14 protein-coding genes and 1 pseudogene are annotated in these 17,340 nt (G+C 41.9%); 9 read left to right on the top strand and 6 right to left on the bottom strand.

All coding sequences use genetic code 11. The features are described 5' to 3' along the window. The 3 genes and pseudogenes from FJ354_03330 to carB all read left to right on the top strand — a co-directional run bounded on the left by FJ354_03330 (position 1) and on the right by carB (position 5,718). Positions 1-1,200 (top strand): AAA family ATPase, encoded by a 1,200-nt coding sequence (locus FJ354_03330; protein MBM3905702.1) that lies wholly within the window; start codon positions 1-3, stop codon positions 1,198-1,200. An 89-nt stretch (positions 1,201-1,289) separates the two neighbouring features. Further along, on the top strand, positions 1,290-2,456 hold the full coding sequence (carA, locus tag FJ354_03325) for a glutamine-hydrolyzing carbamoyl-phosphate synthase small subunit (protein ID MBM3905701.1): 1,167 nt from the start codon (positions 1,290-1,292) through the stop codon (positions 2,454-2,456). A gap of 16 nt (positions 2,457-2,472) precedes the next feature. Beyond that, positions 2,473-5,718, top strand: a pseudogene (gene carB, locus FJ354_03320) (carbamoyl-phosphate synthase (glutamine-hydrolyzing) large subunit). Between the two features lie 461 nt (positions 5,719-6,179). Here carB and FJ354_03315 read toward each other — a convergent pair. Both FJ354_03315 and FJ354_03310 read right to left on the bottom strand, forming a co-directional pair. Further along, entirely contained in the window at positions 6,180-6,329 is a 150-nt protein-coding gene (locus tag FJ354_03315; GenBank protein ID MBM3905700.1) for a DNA-directed RNA polymerase, read from the bottom strand. A gap of 190 nt (positions 6,330-6,519) precedes the next feature. Then, positions 6,520-7,269, bottom strand: coding sequence for a metallophosphoesterase (locus FJ354_03310; protein ID MBM3905699.1), 750 nt, complete (start codon positions 7,267-7,269; stop codon positions 6,520-6,522). Between the two features lie 30 nt (positions 7,270-7,299). On the opposite strand from FJ354_03310, the gene FJ354_03305 reads away from it, so the two are divergent. Beyond that, a complete protein-coding gene (locus FJ354_03305) occupies positions 7,300-7,599 on the top strand; it encodes a hypothetical protein (protein ID MBM3905698.1) in 300 nt (99 codons plus the stop codon). 505 nt (positions 7,600-8,104) lie between these two features. Here the strand turns inward: FJ354_03305 and FJ354_03300 are convergent. Beyond that, entirely contained in the window at positions 8,105-8,398 is a 294-nt protein-coding gene (locus tag FJ354_03300; protein ID MBM3905697.1) for a hypothetical protein, read from the bottom strand. A gap of 81 nt (positions 8,399-8,479) precedes the next feature. Between FJ354_03300 and FJ354_03295 the strand changes: the two genes are divergently transcribed. Continuing rightward, positions 8,480-8,776: an ATPase gene (locus FJ354_03295; GenBank protein MBM3905696.1), complete on the top strand. Its 297-nt coding sequence runs from the start codon at positions 8,480-8,482 to the stop codon at positions 8,774-8,776. A gap of 298 nt (positions 8,777-9,074) precedes the next feature. Here FJ354_03295 and FJ354_03290 read toward each other — a convergent pair whose 3' ends face one another. Next, the gene (locus FJ354_03290; GenBank protein MBM3905695.1) at positions 9,075-9,536 is read right to left on the bottom strand and encodes a hypothetical protein; all 462 of its coding nucleotides are present in this window, start codon (positions 9,534-9,536) and stop codon (positions 9,075-9,077) included. A gap of 382 nt (positions 9,537-9,918) precedes the next feature. On the opposite strand from FJ354_03290, the gene FJ354_03285 reads away from it, so the two are divergent. Both FJ354_03285 and FJ354_03280 read left to right on the top strand, forming a co-directional pair. Beyond that, the gene (locus FJ354_03285) at positions 9,919-12,060 is read left to right on the top strand and encodes a peptidase (protein ID MBM3905694.1); all 2,142 of its coding nucleotides are present in this window, start codon (positions 9,919-9,921) and stop codon (positions 12,058-12,060) included. A 29-nt stretch (positions 12,061-12,089) separates the two neighbouring features. Next, on the top strand, positions 12,090-12,749 hold the full coding sequence (locus tag FJ354_03280) for a hypothetical protein (protein MBM3905693.1): 660 nt from the start codon (positions 12,090-12,092) through the stop codon (positions 12,747-12,749). Between the two features lie 155 nt (positions 12,750-12,904). Here FJ354_03280 and FJ354_03275 read toward each other — a convergent pair whose 3' ends face one another. Then, positions 12,905-13,603: a hypothetical protein gene (locus FJ354_03275; GenBank protein MBM3905692.1), complete on the bottom strand. Its 699-nt coding sequence runs from the start codon at positions 13,601-13,603 to the stop codon at positions 12,905-12,907. A 207-nt stretch (positions 13,604-13,810) separates the two neighbouring features. Between FJ354_03275 and FJ354_03270 the strand changes: the two genes are divergently transcribed. Continuing rightward, a complete protein-coding gene (locus tag FJ354_03270; protein ID MBM3905691.1) occupies positions 13,811-16,168 on the top strand; it encodes a hypothetical protein in 2,358 nt (785 codons plus the stop codon). On the opposite strand, the gene FJ354_03265 is transcribed toward FJ354_03270, so the two are convergent. Further along, positions 16,152-16,724 (bottom strand): hypothetical protein, encoded by a 573-nt coding sequence (locus FJ354_03265; GenBank protein MBM3905690.1) that lies wholly within the window; start codon positions 16,722-16,724, stop codon positions 16,152-16,154. The two genes, FJ354_03270 and FJ354_03265, sit on opposite strands and share 17 nt — an antisense overlap. A gap of 192 nt (positions 16,725-16,916) precedes the next feature. Between FJ354_03265 and FJ354_03260 the strand changes: the two genes are divergently transcribed. After that, a complete protein-coding gene (locus tag FJ354_03260) occupies positions 16,917-17,168 on the top strand; it encodes a hypothetical protein (protein MBM3905689.1) in 252 nt (83 codons plus the stop codon). Positions 17,169-17,340: the final 172 nt, after the last annotated feature.

The raw sequence follows: 17,340 nt of genomic DNA, 5'->3' as shown, positions 1-17,340 counted from the left end.
ATGAGTCTGGCACCACAAGAACTAGAAAACAACGCATCAAAATACGCATCCGATGCAATAAAGCTCGACTCTCAGGGTGCCCGAGGAATGGCAATTGCTAACTACCAAAAGGCAATCGACTCGCTAGTAAAATTAATCCAATTATACCCAGACAACAAGCTAAACAAGGTTTACACTGAGAGGTGTCGCGCATATGAGAACAGAATCAAGGCTTTGCAGATGAACCATGGTGTAGATATAGAGCCTGCCGTGGACCCAAATGCAACCCCTGCTGAGCAAAAGGCGCAGCTGGAAAAGAAAAAGGACGAAGACACATTTGATGACCTGATAATGAAGGAAAAACCCGATGTTACTTGGAAGGAAGTAATCGGTCTAGATGATGCTAAAAACGCATTGCGCGAATCCATTGTTTATCCTACACAAAGAGCAGACTTGTTTCCACTTGGCTGGCCAAGAGGCATACTCTTGTATGGTCCACCAGGATGTGGAAAAACAGTTCTGGCTGCTGCCACTGCAAACGAAATAGATGGTTACTTCATTGTGGTGGATGCTGCATCGATGATGTCAAAGTGGTTAGGCGAAGCAGAAAAAAATGTCTCAAAGGTATTCAAATTAGCTCGTGGATATGCGGAAAAGGAAAACAAGCCAGTCATACTATTCATAGATGAAATCGACTCACTACTCGGAAACCGTAACTCCGAAGTCGGAGGCGAGGTTAGAACCAAGAATCAGTTCCTAACGGAAATGGATGGAATCAACGGAAAAGGTAAAGATATCAAAATGTACGTAATCGGTGCAACCAACAAACCGTGGAGCTTGGATTGGCCGTTCTTGCGAAGATTCCAAAAAAGAGTCTATGTACCATTGCCAACACTTGAAGCAAGAGAAGCGCTCTTTGAACTGTATACTGCACAACTAAAGAAGGATGATAAGGTAAAGCCAATGGAGCTTGCAAAATTATTTGATGGCTATTCTGCATCTGATGTCAAAGATGTCTGCCAGAGTGCACAGCTAAGAATTGTAAATGAATTATTCACACAGCCTGGCTATCACGAGCCAATAGCGGGCGAGACTCCGCCGCAGCCTCGAGATCTAACAGTGGCTGATTTCAAGGAAATAATGGCAAGACGCAAGCCGAGCGTATCGATGGATATGATTCGCGCTTACTACAAGTGGAGCGAGCAGTTCCGCGCACTATAAATTCAATTTTGGAATTAGTCAAGTACCAAAATTCCGTTTTTCCTGAAACTGATCGCTTTCTTACTCATAAAACTTAAATCATCTCGAAAATCCAATCACGGAGGGTCACAATTTCAATAAAAAAATCCCAGTTTGCAAACAAATATGCAAAACTGATCTTATCTGATGGTACTATTCTTTCTGGCAGGGGCTTTGGCGCCTCGAAGAATGTTTTTGGTGAACTTGTTTTTAACACCGGAATGGTGGGATATGTCGAAACCCTGACTGACCCGTCTTATTCGGGACAAATACTGACTTTGACCTATCCGCTTGTGGGTAATTATGGAGTGCCTGACCCATCACAAGCCGACGAGTCTGGGATATCAAAATTCTTTGAATCCGGGTGTATTCAGGCTCGGGGATTAGTGGTCCATGAATTATCCGAGATTGCAAGCCACTGGAATCTATCGATGACACTAGATGAGTGGATGCACAAAGAGGGAATTCCTGGAATTTCTGATATTGACACGCGCGAGCTTACAAAAAGACTACGAATCAGCGGAGTCACAATGGCGGCACTAGTGGTGTCTGATTCTGAAATAAATGTGGAGCAGATCAAAAAAGAGCTGGCAACTGCAAAACCATACTCTGAGGAAAAATTCATGAATGTAGTTTCCACAAAACAAGTCCAGTCATTTGGGCAAGAGTCTGACTGTGTCGTGGTGGTGGATACTGGTGTCAAAAATGCCATACTGCGCAATGTTCGGGATCTTGGATACAAAGTCATCAAAGTACCGTGGAACACTAGCTATTCAGATATCATGAAATATTCCCCAAAGGGCGTCGTGCTAAGTAACGGGCCTGGAGATCCTGAGGCATGCCCTGAGACAATAGAAACTGCCAAGAATCTAATCCAAAATAATATCCCAACACTTGGCATTTGTCTTGGCGCACAAATAATAGGACTTGCTGGCGGTGCATCCACGTACAAGCTAAAGTACGGACATCGGGGACAAAACAAATCCTGCCTTAATTTACAAAACAAGCAGGTCTACGTCACATCCCAGAATCACGGTTACTGTATAGACCCTGATTCACTTGGAAAAACCGAATTTGATTTATGGTTTACAAATACTGACGATAACACAGTCGAAGGCATTCGACACAAGCTCAAAAAAATAATTGCAGTGCAATTTCACCCAGAGGCATCGCCTGGCCCATACGACTGCAAATTTGTTTTCGAAGAGCTTGATTCTTTGATTAAAGGAGGGAAGTAAATTCAAAAATGAGTCACTGAAAAAAATCCTAGTTCTTGGTAGTGGGGCAATCAAAATCGGAGAAGCAGGCGAAAGTCGCTAAAACGACCGCTAATTCGACTACTCCGGTAGCCAATGCCTCAAGGCCATACACGAAGACGGTCTGAAATCCGTACTGATTAATCCTAATATCGCGACGATTCAGACAGACACTAGGTTTGCAGATAAGGTGTACCTTCTTCCAGTTACGCCAGAGTATGTCTCATCGATAATAGAATCAGAGCGGCCAGACGGAATTATGCTTGGATATGGGGGACAGACTGCCCTTAACTGTGGTGTTAAACTAGCTGAGGCAAACGTTTTAGAAAAATACGGAGTCAAAGTTTTGGGAACACAAATACCGGGAATTCAGAGAACCGAAGACCGACAATTATTCAAGGACTCGATGAATGAATGTGGTGTTCCGGTACTCAGATCAAAAACGGTTAACACATTTGAGGATGCAAAAAAAGCGGCAGAAGAACTGGGATACCCAGTGATAATTCGAGTTGCGTATACATTGGGCGGTCGTGGTGGAGGAGTAGCTCACAACGAAATTGAGCTGCACGAGATTGTAGAGCGCGGCCTAAATGCGAGCCTTGTCCACCAAGTTCTAATTGAGGAATACATTGGTCATTGGAAGCAAATCGAATACGAGGTAATGCAGGACTATGAGGGAAACAATGTCATTGTATGCAACATGGAAAATGTCTTGTCCATGAGGGTTCACACTGGAGACAACATTGTAGTTGCCCCCTCTCAAACAATAGATAATAGAGAATACCACATGTTACGCTCTGCAGCATTGCGTGGAACAAAACATGTCGGAATAATTGGAGAGTGCAACATCCAATTTGCACTGGATGTAAAATCCGACAGATACGTTGCAATTGAAATCAACCCAAGGCTGTCACGATCATCGGCTTTGGCTAGCAAGGCAACAGGATATCCACTTGCATACATGTCTGCCAAAATAGGCCTAGGCCACACCCTACCTGAGCTAGTAAATCGAATCACAAAAACCACTACTGCGTGCTTTGAGCCGTCCCTAGACTATGCCGTAATCAAGCATCCTAGGTGGGATTTTACCAAATTTGAGCGTGCAAACAGAAAGCTTGGCCCCACAATGAAGTCCGTAGGAGAGGTTATGGCAGTTGGACGAACCTTTGAGGAATCACTGCAAAAATCAATTAGGATGCTGGATATTGGCAACGACGGTCTTGTGCTAAATAGGAACAACGTCGATGACAATGAAATAGAAGACATAGAGAATCAGCTACTAAACGGAGATGACCGGGTTTTGTATTATGTGGCGGCTGCACTGCGAAAAGGAATTTCTGTTGAGAAAATCCAGAAACTCTCTTTTATTGATCCGTGGTTCATTGAGAAAATCAAAAACATCGTGGATGTGGAACTAAACCTCAAGAAAAAACCAATGGATAAGGAACTGATGAGAAAAGCAAAACACCTTGGATTCTCTGATAGACAGATTGCGCGGGCGTTAAACATGGAAGACATGGAGGTACGAAAGATCCGCAAAGACATGGGTGTCTTGCCTGTTGTAAAGCAAATTGACACGCTTGCCGCAGAGTGGCCTGCAAAGACTAACTATCTCTACATGACTTATGGAGGATACGACAACGACATCACGGTAACACCTGATCAAAAGGGTATAATCGTGCTTGGTGCAGGCCCATATCGAATCGGCTCTTCAGTGGAATTTGACTGGGGAACAGTCAACATGGTCTGGGGCTTGCAGCAAAACGGCGAGTCAAATGTTGTAGTGGTCAATTGCAACCCAGAAACAGTATCTACTGATTATGATATTTGCTCTAGGCTGTATTTTGAAGAGCTAACACTGGAGAGAATTTTGGATATTGTGGACATGGAAAATCCCAAAGGTGTTGTAACATCCGTGGGCGGACAAACCGCAAATAATCTGACTCCAAAGCTTGCCAAGGCAGGAATCAAAATGTTTGGCACATCTGCAGAAGATGTGGATAGCGCCGAAGACCGCTCCAAGTTCAGCGCAGTATTGGATAAATTACACATAAAGCAGCCTCCGTGGCAGGCATTTTCCAACTTTGCAGAGGCGAAATCCTTTGCCACGAAGGTTGGCTATCCCGTCTTGGTTAGGCCATCATACGTGCTTTCTGGTGCCGCAATGAAGGTTGTCTGGTCACAGGAAGAGCTATCAAGATATGTTGGCGAGGCAACAACACTATCGCCAGACCATCCAGTCGTAATTACAAAATTCATGCTAAACTCACTTGAAGTCGATGTTGATGGAGTCTCCGATGGAAAGAACGTATTCATCGGCGCATTAGTGGAACACATTGACGCAGCTGGTGTACACTCTGGTGATGCAATGATGGTAATACCTCCATGGAGATTGTCAAACAAGCAAGTCGAGACCATAACGGACTATGCGACACGAATCGCAAAATCGTTTAACATCCGAGGACCGTTTAATCTGCAGTTTTTGATAAACAACGAACAAGTCTATGTAATAGAGCTAAACATCAGGGCGTCTCGTTCCATGCCATTTGTCTCAAAACTGATCAAAACAAATCTTATCATCTTGGCAGCTCAGGCAGTACTGGGAAAAGAGCTGCCAAAGCTTCAGCCAGACAAATGGAAGAAAACACCAATCCATGGAATCAAGATGCCACAGTTTTCGTTTATGCAGTTGGATGGAGCAGACATTGTGCTTGGCGTTGAAATGCAATCCACCGGCGAGGCAGCGTGCTTTGGGGATAGTTTCTATGACGCACTATCAAAGGGCTTGATTTCGGTTGGGTACAATCTGACAAAGACTGGAACTGCACTAATTACAATCGGTGGCTCTGAAAACAAGGAAAAGCTACTCCAAACTATGGCCACACTCAAGCATCTTGGGTTCAAGTTGCTGGCAACAGAGCATACGGCGGAATTCCTTGAGGAAAAGCAAATCGGCGATGTCCAAATAGTGCACAAAATATCCGAGCCGGAGCGCAAACCAAACATCTCGGACTTGTTATATGAGAGAAAAATCAACTTTATCATCAATATTCCATCCACTTCTACTCTAGAAAAGTACGTAGGGATGCTAAATGACGAATATCAAATCCGAAGAAAGGCAATAGAGCTTGGCATACCTGTATTGACCACAACAGAGCTCGCAGAATCTTTTGTCAAGACACTTGAGTGGATGACACACAACGAAACTACCAAAAAGGCGCTAGAGCCCTACGACCCTATCTAAAGTGAATGTTTGCTAGTTGCGGTGAAGTATAATGTCGATACTTGGATGATACAATGTCTAAATGCGATATTTTAAAAAATAATACCACAAGGTAATCAAAAAACCAGAGTCTCAAATCCAACCAAACATTCAGACAAGCTCCATCTATACACACAATGTTCGCACCTACTGGATGATTATTTTGATATGTGCTGTCTAAAAAAAGCAATACTTTGACAAGCTTGGCTTTAACAAAAACATGCTAGATGTAATAGGCAACTTCTGGAATGTCATAACCGACTTGCACTGCTCGCAATTTGAGGTTATACCCGGACCACAAAAATTCAACGCTGCTGTGCAAGAAAAAATGATGCACCCATGTGATCAGTACATTCACGAGGCACTAGACTAGTACGAAAAGATCTATGCGGGTGATCTAGCAAAAATGAATCAGAAATAATAAAAAAAAATACAACTAAGCTTTAGTATCTTTTTTGAAATCTTGGTTTTTGGTGTTTTGGTAGACACTCTCTGCAATAAACTGGTCTGTCTGGTTTTGGTTCAAAAGGTACCTGTGATGCCTTGCCGCAGTCTGAGCATGTGCATGGATACATTTTTTTGTCATATGACATGCCTAGGATTTTACCAATCCAAATAAGAATGAATAGTATTTTGGCTGTCGAGATTTCAGTCTAATGCATCATATGGGACAAATTCTTGGTTTTCCTTTTTTTCTGTGAACTCTAATCGCCTCGTTCTCATCCCTAATCGATATGTTTCTTCTATCATTTGATTTTTAGTGTAATCACGTGACTATTGTTCTTAGATGATTTGTGATAACGATGACTCGTCGCCGATAATTGTTCCATCAAGTGTCACTATTTTGGCAGATAGATCACCCTTGATTTTTTCTATGATTGGAGAGATTGATTTTTTGTATGACTTTTTCTTGGCTGCATAAAAATACCGATTAAACGATGGTACGATGATTATTTCCAGTTCCCCCGACTCTGATGGAAATATGTTCTCTTTTTGAGTCCTAATTGAGACCCAGACGCGCTGGCCGTTCAGAATGGAATCCTCATCAAAGAAAACCGGATGGACATGACCCATCACGATTTTTGATATGTGTGAAAAATTCTCAGTAGGCATTGTATGGCCATGTGTGAGCAGTGTGTCTTCTAGGATCATCCCAAGGGAGCTGATCAAAGTAATGCTTGGCGGCGTAAGATGGGAAATGTTTGCATCATGATTTCCTGGTATAAGTATTGTCTCGGTTTTCTCTGACAGTGCCGATAATAGTTTTGGCACTTCATCCCACTCTGATTTTGAGATTCTGGAAATTCCTGACTTTACATCGCCTAGTAGTATGAGTGAGTCTGGCTTTACAGAGTCGATTAAGGATGTTATCTTTTGGATGGATTCGTTAAGTGTGGTGTTTTTTCCAACAAATATCTTGTTTTGCTCAAGACTGGCTTCAAAGCCGACATGCAGGTCAGTTAGGACTAGGTGTTTTTTATGACCTTCTAGGACTAGTGCAGCTTCGCCTGGAACTGGCTTTGTCTTCATCAAAAAATAATACAATGTGTTTTGAATTAATTCTTGTTGGCACAAGAAAAAACATCAGTAATTGTATCGGAGAGGCGAGTAAAGTGTCATATTTTTGAGCCAAGCAAGCGCCAAATTTGGACGGTGGTTGGCATGGGAAAGGAGCACTGGCTTGCACCAGAGTATGATTATTGCTCTTGCGAGGGGTTTTATTTTGGCAAGCGAAAGGGCAAAAAATCCTGCTATCATCTGGAATCTCTGAGATTGGCCCAAAAACAGCATGAAATAGAATACGTGGAATTTTCTGATGATGAATTTGCTGATTTTCTTACCGGGTTGATCTCAGAGTTATAGTTTTACTGCGTGACTAAAACTCTTTTTAGGTTTTAATTATCTAAGCCATAAATTAAGTCAAGATTTTGTCGTGATTTTCGATTATCTTGTCATCGCATTCCAATATTTCAGGTTCTCATCGGGAACAGTTCCTTAAAGGTAAATATTTTTCTTAGAATCTTCCCCTTGAATTCAAATCCAATATTGTCTTTGAATATTAACTAATTCTGATTAAATCCTTGAGGGTTACTTCGTATCTCTTCATCAATCCTTCCTATCGAATCTCTAGTATTGTCTTTTTTTTTAAAACATCTGAATAACCTCATCAACTGAATAATCAATTCCGGGGTTGTTTTCAATAATGACTTCGAAGCCATTTGTTCATACTGAGATTTTTTCACCATATATGGTAAACCCGACTCAAATCCGTGATTACTATATGTAACCTTGAATATCGTACAATCTCCGGCTTTCATTGTTTGCATTTGAGTTTTTTTTGGCTTACTGATGAACAATACTAGAAAAATTATAGTGGAATTGTGGAAATGTCCTCTTTAGAGACACCCTTCCATAACCCGATCACTCCCTGCGGTTCTACCGGCTCGACTTTGGTGATTTTCTGAATCTTGATGTGGTCTGGATTTGGAGGCATCCAAAGCATTGCCATGTATTCGCCAACTTGGCCTACCTTTGTTGAAACTGCCGGAGTTATCTTGTCCTTCGAGAATCCCTTTGATACAAGGGCGTCGATTGATCTTTGCATCAGATCCATTCTCCCATGAACAAAAAGATAGATTGTCTGTGTGTTGTCTAGTGACATCGTACTTGCTTTGTATGGTTGCTAAATCAACGTTTGGACTAACTGAAAAACGGTTAAATTGGCACATGTGGGCGCAAAATCGTGAAGATTGTAACTATAGGTAGCAGAATCTTTGTTACAAGCTTTCAGCTTGCGGGAGTACAAGGCGTAGTTGTTGATACCCCGCAAAATGCATTTTCCGCGGTAAAAAAACTAGCAGACGATCCCGATGTTGGATTGGTCTTGATATCAGAAGACATGTCGACCCCAATTAGCACAGAGCTCACTAAGCTTCGCGCAACAAAATCAAAACCACTCATATTTGCACTTCCAGCATCTGGCTCTGAGAAAAAGGAAGTCGACTATAGAAAAATGCTCAAGACAATCTTAGGCGTCTAAAACCTGTCGTATTTTACTAGGTTTTCCTTCTTTAGTTTGGAATTTTTGGTCCGCCAAGATCTGCGATAATATTCCCAATTCCGACTGCTTTCATGCCTGTGGTAAAAATAGTACAAACACTGCAAATGGAATCTTGACAATCTATCTCAGATATCGCGTTTGGTATTGTTGCCTTCAGTAAATCTCAAAAACACCATTCCAACAAATCCTGACATGTTAAGAAGTATTGTAATTGCCACTCCACCTAATCCGCCCATATTATCTGAATTCCGGTTCAGTATTTCGTGGGAATTACCTGTCATATTATGATGAACAACGATCCAACTACACCGCCATATGCTAGATGTCCAATCAGACTCATGATCATGGGTATATTTCCGTCAGGATGCCTCCACGGTATTATTCCTGTAATTGGCTTGTGTATTGGGATTAATGTGACAACCCACAAAAAGACTCCATAGGCAATGCCTGCCAGAATGATACTTGATGTTGTAATTGGGAATATGATCAACACCAAAGCAAAACCTACTCCGCCGAGGCCGCCATTTACAAAGTGCAACAAGAATATGCCCTTTATGTGGAGCTTTGACGCATCCAATCTGAAAAACTTGGTAGATAAGACCTGATTTTCATGCCATTCCAAGACCCCGCGTAACCCAAACCTCTTCCAAGCCGGGATTTCGATTAATGTCATTACTAGGGTGGCAACAAGACCAGTCAGCATTGAAAGAAAAAATACTTCAACACTAGGATTGTTCATGAAAATCTACCTCAACCGCTACTCAAATTTTGCAGTATTCAAGAGTTTCCACGGTTTTGCATCAAACGCTCCGGTATGCGCAGTAACCAAAATCGCTTCTGATGTTATGGCGGTAATTGCCCACTTCAACATTTACAGTTATGATCGATTTTTTGTTAAATCCAAATATCAAAATGTCACAAGTTATAGATCAGTTATTTTTGAGCAGATTTCTGATCATAAATTGTCCGAAATTGATCGTAAAAAGAGAACTGGTGAAATGTTTCACATTTGATCATATTTTGGACAAAAGATAAAACAAATGATCCGTGATCAAAAAAATGATCCACAAAGAGTGCCGATTTGAACGAAAGCTTTTAATCGGCGGATTTTTACGATACAAATGTTGCAACTAAAATCACTAACAGTTTTGATGGCGTTACTAGTTGGTAGCATGATTGTATCTCCAGCATTTGCTGCAGTTACACCATCGACTCAAAACGTCCAAAATTATGCAAAATCTGGCGACTTTGTAACCCTGATGGGTCAAGGAATCGATCCAGACGATGACTCACTTACAATCTCTTGGGTCCAAGTCCGCGGAGAACAAGTCGAACTGACCCCATCAAACACGGTTGCAGAGCCAACCTTCAAAGCTCCAATGGTAGAAAATGGCAGAGTTAAAGTCCTAACCTTTGAATTAACCGTAGAAGATGCTTATGGAGAAATTGATACTGATTTAGTTAAAGTCACTATTTTACCAAGAAACCAGCAGCCAACAGCTGACGCAGGTTCTGACCAAACAGTCGAAAAAGGTGACGAAGTCACACTTGACGGCTCTGGTTCCGACCCTGAGGGCGATGCACTCAGATACAACTGGTCACAAATCACCGGCCCAAAAATACAACTTGATGACCCTTCATCACAAACACCAAGCTTTGACACCTCAAGTGTAACTAGAGGCTCAGCCATTTTCACATTCCAATTAATTGTATTTGACGGCTTTGGAGGAATGGCCAAAGACACCATGACAGTAAAAATGACTGCAGCCAAGCCTTCACTAATCTCTGTGTCTGCAGGACGTGACCAAATTGTGGACGAGGGTGACACAGTACAGTTAGAGGGCACATGCGACGACAAGCTTGACAGAGAGCAGAATTACTCTTGGGTACAAACACTAGGTCCATTTGTGGAATTATCATCTAACGCTGACTCTGACCTAACATTTGTAGCACCAGAAATTTCAAACAGCAAAATTGTTCCAACAGCATTTAGATTTACATGCCAAGCAGAAGACGGCGGTTCAGCAACCGACGTTGTAATTGTCAGAGTCCGACCAGTAAATGATGGACCAATGGCAGATGCAGGACCTGATAAGAACTCGATATCAAATAGATTTGTCTACTTAGCAGGTACTGGTTCTGATCCGGATGGAGACATTATCAAATATTCCTGGAGCCAAGTTGGTGGAGATGATGTAGTAATTGCATACCAAACAAAGGGCGATGCAAGATTCAAGGCACCAGAGGTTTTTGGAGGCGCATCAACTGAACTAACATTTGAATTAACAGTTACTGACCCATCCGGCGCCGAAGACAGCGACACCGTAACGGTAACAGTCGCATCAGACAATGTTCGAGCATCTGCAGACGCTGGATCTGATCAAGTCGTAGATGAGCAAACCGAAGTCACACTTGCAGGCACTGGTACTGACCCTGACAGCGATGAGATTACATTCTCTTGGAAGCAAATAGGCGGCGAAGCAGTCGAACTATTTGATACTGAATCTGCAGAACCAACATTTACTGCACCTGTGGTGGCAAATGGTAAATTCAAGATACTTGTCTTTGAGTTACAAGTAGCAGATGAAAACGGCTACCCAACCAAGGATATTTCCAAAGTCACAATACTACCAGTTAACATGCCACCAGTGGTTGATGCTGGAGAAGACCAAGAAGTAAAGATTGGCGATACCATTTCACTTGCAGGTACTTCATCTGATGAAGATGACGAACCATTGACATACCTGTGGAACCAAATCTCTGGTCCGACAGTTGAATTATCAACCAGCACAGAACTAGAGACTTCATTTGTTGCTCCAAAGACCGAAGTTGACGCTGTAATCACATTCCAGTTAATTGCAAACGACGGCTCAAAAGATAGCGAACCAGACACAGTAGATGTCATGGTTAAAGGAGCCCCTGTAAAGATAATAACTGCAAATGCAGGCAATGACCAGCGAGTTCAAGAAAACTCTAAGGTAACACTCTTTGGCTCTGGTAAGGACCAAATGAAGCACAATCTCTCCTACAACTGGAGACAAATCTCTGGCGTACAGGTAGAACTCTCTGCAAATGACGTTGCAAAACCATCGTTCACTGCACCACTAGTTGCAAACGGTGAAACAAAGAAGCTTACCTTTGAAATTACTGTCAGCGACGGAACCGGACGCAGTGCAATGGACACAGTAACGGTAACTGTAGAGCCAATCAACAGCGCACCAACTGCAATTGCCAAAATAAAGACTGTGCGAGAAGCAGTATAATCTGCTAATATCTTTTCAATTTTGATTACTTGGATTTAGAAAAGTTTCAAGACGATGTTTATACAGTAACAAACCAACTTGGTAAAAACCTAGAACCTGATGACATTCCAAAACTGAACTTTGTGCGACAGCGACTAATTGAATTATACCAGCAAAACCTAGTCAAGATAAACCACTCTGTCTTGGAGCTTATCTGCGCTGCAAACCTGGTTGCAAAGGGATTTGCAGTGGATGTGGAAAAGCCATTGACTGGCTCACTTGTGTGTGATCTTTATGCAAAAAAAGACAACAAAACCGCAATAATAGAAATAGAGACTGGCTTTACCCCGCCAGAGCATGCGCTGGATACAATCGACTATTATATGTCCAGAATAGTCAGCAAGATTGCACGATACAGCAAGTACTGCGACGAGTTTTCACTGGCAACGCCAGTGATTGGAATGCTTCCAATCAACAAGCTTTTTCTTAGTCCGCCGTCGCAGCGACCTGACAATGAAATCCAAAAAATAAAGTCACTCTGCGATACGTTTTACAAAAATCCCCCAATTGAATTTGATGACATACTAAATGCAAAGCTTGACGCAATTTACCTAATCAACATAGACAAGGGCTTTGCAAAGCAGATGGACCCAAAATCGTATTATTCTCTGACTGCGGCTATACTGGAAAAAAGCGAGATTGATCTGTGACGCAGTCCTAAAATATGCCTCTGCCGTATTAAACAAAAGATGATTTGCGCCAGCTGTGAAAAACACAAACACTATGAGTGCATCGATTGCCAAAACGACCACAAGACACAACTGTGCACGTGTGACTGTCACACGGATTTAGAAATGCACAAGCACTAGTAATCCACTTTCCAGTCAGAGCGCAACTTTTTGTCAATCTCACTTGCCAGCACATCCAGTTCCTGCGTAGGACCGAAATTCTGGTACGTGAGTTTTTCAAGCGTCTTGATTATGCTTTTTGCAGCCCTGTATTGAGGAATAGATGGCTCGTCGATTTCGCCGTACAGGCCAATCCCATAAATGTCGTTTTGCTTTGCATAGCCTAGGATCAAACCGTTAAATCCTGTTATTACTGACCTGGTTGGCGTCATAAAGACATCCAGTTTTTCTAATTGCTTTGTTAGTTCCTGTGATGTGGTGGTAATGTAGGCCTTTGGCTCTTCGCGTATTATCCTTGGGGTGTGAAAGCCGCCCACCGTATAGATGAACTTGACTTGGTACTTTTTTGCCACGGAAATGACATCCTGGCATAGTTCATGCAACTCTTCTGTTGTCTTTGGCTGGCCTGCACCTCCACCAAAGATTATCAGGCTTTGGCTGTACTTGTAGTCCCAGCCCTCTTTTGGAATTTCAATATGACCACCCTTGTCTAGTACATAAGATAACTCGGTTGACTCGGCCCTTCTAAAGGGCATGGTCTTTTTTGACTTGTTTAGAAAATCAATTACAATATTTCCGACGTTTCCCATGTCTTGAAGGGCTGCAATGATGAGTGGTTTTTCTACTGCGGGCTCGGTAGTTTGTGTGAACTTCAATGACTTTGTTTTATTGGTAACTGATTAAAACTTTGGCAAAGGTGAAGCTAATTTTGGAAAAATAGTAAGATCCATTTCATTTTGTGAAAAATTATCTGAACTGAATCTAGTTTTGCCAAAATTTTTTATTATTTCGGCGCAAGAATCGATCAGTAATCTCAAGATTCATAAGGGAAAAAAACAAGCCAACGAAGATCATCGAGGCTTATGACTAATTTCGGCACACTGGAATATGTAATGGACAAATTCTCTGGCACGTGGAGCTGGAAGGTAACAGGCGAGCGAGCAGTAGCCATGGTATCCAGAATAATTCCGCAGGCCTGGTATGGCGACGGTGAATATGAGGCAATTGTCCCAGACGAGCCAAAAAATGTAGCACAGATCAAGTGGATTATGGACAGGTATCCACTGGAGATCCTATCAAAAAATGTTTGGCAAAAAAAACTCCCGCCTTCTAACAAAGTAATTCCAAAAAAGCCAAAAAAGACGGAACGATTGCAGCTAGCAAATCCAGGTAAGCAATTCAAGGGAAATCTGCTTAACTTTCAGAGGGAAGGCCTTGACTTTTTGCTCAAGTCTGCTGGAAACGCACTGCTTGCCGACGAAATGGGGTTGGGCAAGTGTGTTTTGGGTGATTCTATAATAGAGACGGGTTCTGGACCAATCCAAATTCAACAATTATGGAATGATTCTGTAATCACTGAACAGGACGGTAACGAATCGTGGGCCAAACTGAATCATCCAATTAACGTTCAAACGTTTGATGGAAATAAGATTATTTTGAAAAAAGTCGACAAAATATTCCGACAAAAAATTGACGAAGAAATTGTAAAACTCACGTTGTGTGATGGCTCCACCATACAATGTACAAAACGTCATCGTTTCTTGACTGTTTATGGATGGAAAAAAGCAGGAGAGTTGACCATACAAGACAAGGTTACGGTGCCATCGCAGCACATAATTCGCAAAGTGACTGACAGCGGAATCTCACCTCACTCATTGAATTTGTTTACACCATACAAGTACACTCAAGGAATGAGCAAGAACTCGGCTTACTTGATAATCGACAGACTGGAAAAATCATACCACCATGAATCGCCATCAGAGCAGAAACAAACTACAATGGAATCAATCAATTGGTGCGCAGTCAAGGAAATTGGCACAAGGCATTATACTGGATTTGTCTATGATCTATCAGTTCCGCAAACCCACAACTATGTGGTAAACGGAATTTTATCGCACAACACAGTTCAGTCATTATCATATTTGGCATCGGAGCAAAACGCATTTCCTGCACTTATCGTGGCACCTCTGGTAACCCTGCAAAACTGGCAGAGAGAAATTGAAAAATTCATGGTGCGAAAAAGCAGAAACGGCAGACTATTGGAAGGTGAGGCGCCAACATCTACCATAATTAGGGTAGGAAAATCCGAGGCACTTGAAAAATATGACTTCTACATTATCAATTATGAATTATTGTACAAAAGATACAAGGACCTCGCAAAGATTGGACTAAAAACAATCGTATGTGATGAGGTGCAGAACCTACGCTCCAAGACCACGCAAAAATATCATGCAATCAAAAAACTTGCCGCACTGGAATCTGTCAAGTACAGAATTGGACTGTCCGGTACGCCAATCTATAATCGGGGTTCGGAGATTTGGCCCATCGTTGATATTTTGCGCCCAGGACTGCTTGGAAGCTATAAGGAATTCTGCGAATATTTCTGCTATGTAAACGAAAAAGGAAAGGCAATAGTTTTGGAAAACAAGCGCGAGTCACTCCGAAACATGCTACAAAAACACGTAATGCTGAGGCGCAAAAAAACAGACGTGCTAACTGAACTCAAAGAGAAAATTCGTTACAAGGAGATAATCGACTCTGATATCAACTACTATAACAAAGAGCTGGAGAGAATCTGGAAAAAACTGGAAGACGAACGCAAAGAGGCACAAACGGCATTTGATGCGTCTACTGCATACCAGCGGGCAATTCAAAGCGAAAGACAAGCGGCAGGGGCTGCAAAACTCCCACATGTCATCAACTTTGTCAAAAACATAATGGAAATAGAGGAAAGTGTAGTAGTGTTCTGCCACCACAAATCAATTCATACCTTGTTGCACCAGAGCCTCTCTGAGTTCAAACCATCATCAATAATTGGAGGACAAACAGACAAGCAGAGACAAGACAATATTGACTCGTTCCAGGGAGGCCAGACAAAACTCATGATTGCGGGACTGCGAGCAGGAAATGTAGGAATTAATCTGACTAGGGCAAAATACGTAATCTTTGCGGAGCTTGATTGGAGCCCTGCAATACACCTGCAGGCAGAAGACAGATTGCACAGAATAGGCCAAAAAAATACAGTCTTTGCGTACTATTTGATGGGAAACGGAACCCTGGATGAACACGTCGCGCGAGTTCTGGTGGATAAAAGCTACGAAATTGACGCAATCATGGACAACAAGGTAGAGTCATTTGAGAACAAGGGTAAAGCAGAGCTCATCTTGGCACAAATCCAGGACAAGGTCAAAGCAATAATGCAGGCTAGTCCAGCTCAGTAGAGATTTTTTGCATTTTTTCTAGGATTTCTTTTATTTTGACATCATCTAGCATGGAGTTTTGAATTCTATTTGAAATGTCTTGAAGTGTTTTTTGCAGTTGTGACTTTGGGTCTAGCGACTGTATTTGTAGGAATTCGTTTCCTTCCTGTGTAATTTCGCAGATTTTGATGATTTTTTCGTCCTTTTTTATTGTAGTAAAAATAAGTAATCCGTGTTTTCTGGCCTCGTCGATTTTTTCCTGGACTGATTGTGGTTCTTCTATCAGATATTTTGCAATGTCTGACTCTTCAAATGACTTTACTTGGAGCAACCTTAGGATCCTAGTTTGCAGTGGCGTGTCTTTGCCCCAATAGATCTTTTTTGCAACATCTGTGATTCTAAATGATTTCCCGTCCAACTGGATCAGGTTGTTTTCTTTGAGATATGCTAGCTTGTCAAGCGTTCTGCCGACACCAAGATAGGCAAGTTCCGACCCTGCCAGGTCTTGCTCGTCGAATTTATCATTATGTGATATTGCCAGGTGCAAAAATGCCAAATCTATTTGGTCAATCTTCATATGTTTTCTCAAAACGGTATCATATGACCAAATATAATTTACTGGTAAATTCATGCAGCTCCGCTGTATTGGTGAGAAATACTGTCTTGTCATGGGTGGACTCGGAATACTTGCTGTTATTAGAATTACACTTACAATAGTTTTCTGATTATCAAAATGGCTATATCGGGCATCTAAAGTCCATAATTTACCTTGGACTTTATGCTAGAAGAAGAATTAATTGATCTGCTAACATTCTGTTTACAGAATTCGGATTCGTCAGACGTGGCATCAAAAAAGCAAAGAATTACGGAAATAGGTAGGGAACTGTTTGCAGACGGTGGGGTTGACGCACTAGAGAACATGTTCTTTGTGCTAAAGAATAGAATAACCGAAGAAATTGGCAAGGACCCAAGTCCGCTAAAATCTCTTTGGAATGGAATAGCACCAGAGTGGAATTTCTAGACTGAAAAAAGTATCAGAAAAGGCTTATGCCTTTCCGATTCTGAATATAGCTGTTGAACATGATGGACATGTTCCTTTTGTTGCAGGCTTGCCGTTTTTCATTGTGAATGGCTTGATGCCTGACATTTCTCGTTTTGCTCTGCATTTTACGCAATAGCCTATCATGATGTTC

The organism is Nitrososphaerota archaeon (assembly GCA_016872055.1).
GTDB lineage: Archaea > Thermoproteota > Nitrososphaeria > Nitrososphaerales > Nitrosopumilaceae > Nitrosotenuis.
The sequence above is the reverse complement of the archived record's forward strand: the minus strand, read 5'-3'. Positions and strand labels throughout refer to the sequence as shown.

Excerpts from the sequence above, each read along its gene's own strand:
- FJ354_03330 (MBM3905702.1), top strand. The coding sequence starts at position 1 with ATGAGTCTGGCACCACAAGAACTAGAAAACAACGCATCAAAATACGCA.
- FJ354_03315 (MBM3905700.1), bottom strand. The coding sequence starts at position 6,329 with ATGTCATATGACAAAAAAATGTATCCATGCACATGCTCAGACTGCGGC.
- FJ354_03300 (MBM3905697.1), bottom strand. The coding sequence starts at position 8,398 with ATGTCACTAGACAACACACAGACAATCTATCTTTTTGTTCATGGGAGA.
- FJ354_03290 (MBM3905695.1), bottom strand. The coding sequence starts at position 9,536 with ATGAACAATCCTAGTGTTGAAGTATTTTTTCTTTCAATGCTGACTGGT.
- FJ354_03285 (MBM3905694.1), top strand. The coding sequence starts at position 9,919 with ATGTTGCAACTAAAATCACTAACAGTTTTGATGGCGTTACTAGTTGGT.
- FJ354_03270 (MBM3905691.1), top strand. The coding sequence starts at position 13,811 with ATGACTAATTTCGGCACACTGGAATATGTAATGGACAAATTCTCTGGC.
- FJ354_03265 (MBM3905690.1), bottom strand. The coding sequence starts at position 16,724 with ATGAAGATTGACCAAATAGATTTGGCATTTTTGCACCTGGCAATATCA.